This is a genomic window from Pectobacterium betavasculorum (assembly GCF_000749845.1).
Taxonomy (GTDB): domain Bacteria; phylum Pseudomonadota; class Gammaproteobacteria; order Enterobacterales; family Enterobacteriaceae; genus Pectobacterium; species Pectobacterium betavasculorum.
Map to the genome: position 1 here is coordinate 1 of NZ_JQHM01000040.1, position 2,136 is coordinate 2,136.

Sequence of the window (2,136 nt, forward strand, 5' to 3'; positions counted from 1 at the left end):
CGGTCACCACGCGTGATAATGCAGGCAACCTCACCACTGCGAATACCACTCATACTTACGGCGTGGATACCGTGGCACCAGTAGCATCCATTACCATCGACGATGTCACCAGCGATAACGTGATTAATGCCAGCGAGTCCGGTCAGACGATTGCGGTCACCGGTAACGTGGATAATGACGTCAAGGCCGGTGATGCGGTGACGGTCACCGTTGGCAGCGAGACCTATCAGACCACGGTGAATGCCGATGGTAAAACCTGGAGCGTCAATGTGCCGGGTTCGGTGCTGGCCGCCAATGGTGAGGTGAGTGCGACGGTTACCACCCGCGATACCGCAGGCAATGTGACCACGGCCAATACCAGTCACGCTTATGGCGTGGATACCGATGCGCCAGCGGCCTCCATTACTATCGACGATGTGACCAGCGATAACGTGATTAACTTGGCCGAATCCGATCAGACGATTGCGGTCACCGGTCAGGTCGATAACGACGTGAAAGCGGGCGATGCGATTACCGTTACCGTCGGCACCGAGACCTATCAGACCACGGTGAATGCCGATGGCAAAACCTGGAGCGTGAATGTGCCGGGTTCAGTGCTGGGCGCCAATGGTGATGTCAGCGCCACGGTCACCACCCGCGATACCGCAGGCAATGTCACCACCGCCAATACCAGTCACGTTTATGACGTGGATACCGTCGCACCGACCGCGTCGATTACTATCGATAACGTCACCTCGGATAATGTGATTAATGCAGCCGAATCCGGTCAGACCATTGCGGTCACCGGTCAGGTCGATAATGACGTCAAAGCCGGTGATGCAGTGACAGTAACCGTCGGCACGGAAACGTATCAGACCACGGTGAATGCCGACGGCAAGACCTGGGGCGTGAATGTTCCCGGTGCTGTGCTGGCTGCTAATGGTGATGTGAGCGCCACCGTTACCACCCGCGATACCGCAGGCAACGTGACTACAGCGAATACCAGTCACGCTTACGGTGTCGATACCGTCGCACCGACCGCGTCGATAACTATCGACGATATCACCTCAGATAATGTGATTAACGCCAGCGAATCCGGCCAGACGATCTCTGTTACGGGTCAGGTGGGCAATGAGGTTCAGGCCGGTGATGCAGTGACAGTAACCGTCGGCACCGAGACCTATCAGACCACGGTGAATGCCGATGGCAAGACCTGGAGTGTCAATGTTCCGGGCTCTGTATTGGCCGCCAATGGCGACGTGAGTGCCACCGTCACCACCCGTGATACCGCAGGCAATGTGGCCACTGCGAACACTAACCATACCTACGGCGTGGATACGGTGGCACCAGTAGCATCGATCTCAATCGATAACGTCACCAGTGATAACGTCATCAATGCCAGCGAATCCGGCCAGGCCATTGCCGTCACCGGTAACGTTGATAACGACGTGAAAGCGGGTGATGCGATTACCGTTACCGTCGGCTCGGAAACTTATCAAACGACCGTGAATGCCGATGGCAAAACCTGGAGCGTCAATGTTCCGGGTTCTGTATTAGCTGCTAATGGTGATGTGAGCGCCACCGTCACCACCCGTGATACCGCAGGCAATGTCACTACAGCGAATACCAGCCATGCGTACAGCGTCGATACGGTTGCGCCCACCGCGACCATTACTATCGACGATATCACCTCAGATAACGTGATTAACGCCAGCGAGTCGGGTCAGACGATTGCGGTCACCGGTAACGTGGATAACGATGTTAAAGCGGGTGATACGGTGACAGTCACCGTCGGCAGCGAGACCTACCAGACCACGGTGAATGCCGACGGCAAGACCTGGAGCGTGAACGTTCCCGGTTCGGTGCTGGCCGCCAATGGTGATGTGAGTGCCACGGTCACCACCCGCGATACCGCAGGCAATGTCACCACTGCAAACTCTACTCACGCTTATGGCGTGGATACCGATGCGCCAGCGGCGTCGATTACTATCGACGATATCACCAGTGATAATGTGATTAACGCCACTGAATCCGGCCAGACGATCTCTGTTACGGGTCAGGTGGGCAATGAGGTTCAGGCCGGTGATGCGGTGACGGTCACCGTCGGCAGCGAGACCTACCAGACCACGGTCAATGCCGATGGCAAAACCTGGAGCG

At 56.6% G+C, this 2,136-nt stretch carries 1 protein-coding gene; it reads left to right on the forward strand.

Annotated elements, in window-relative coordinates; all coding sequences use genetic code 11:
• The coding region (locus tag KP22_RS20965) for a beta strand repeat-containing protein (RefSeq protein ID WP_039326281.1) at positions 1–2,136 on the forward strand (2,136 nt) is incomplete at both ends.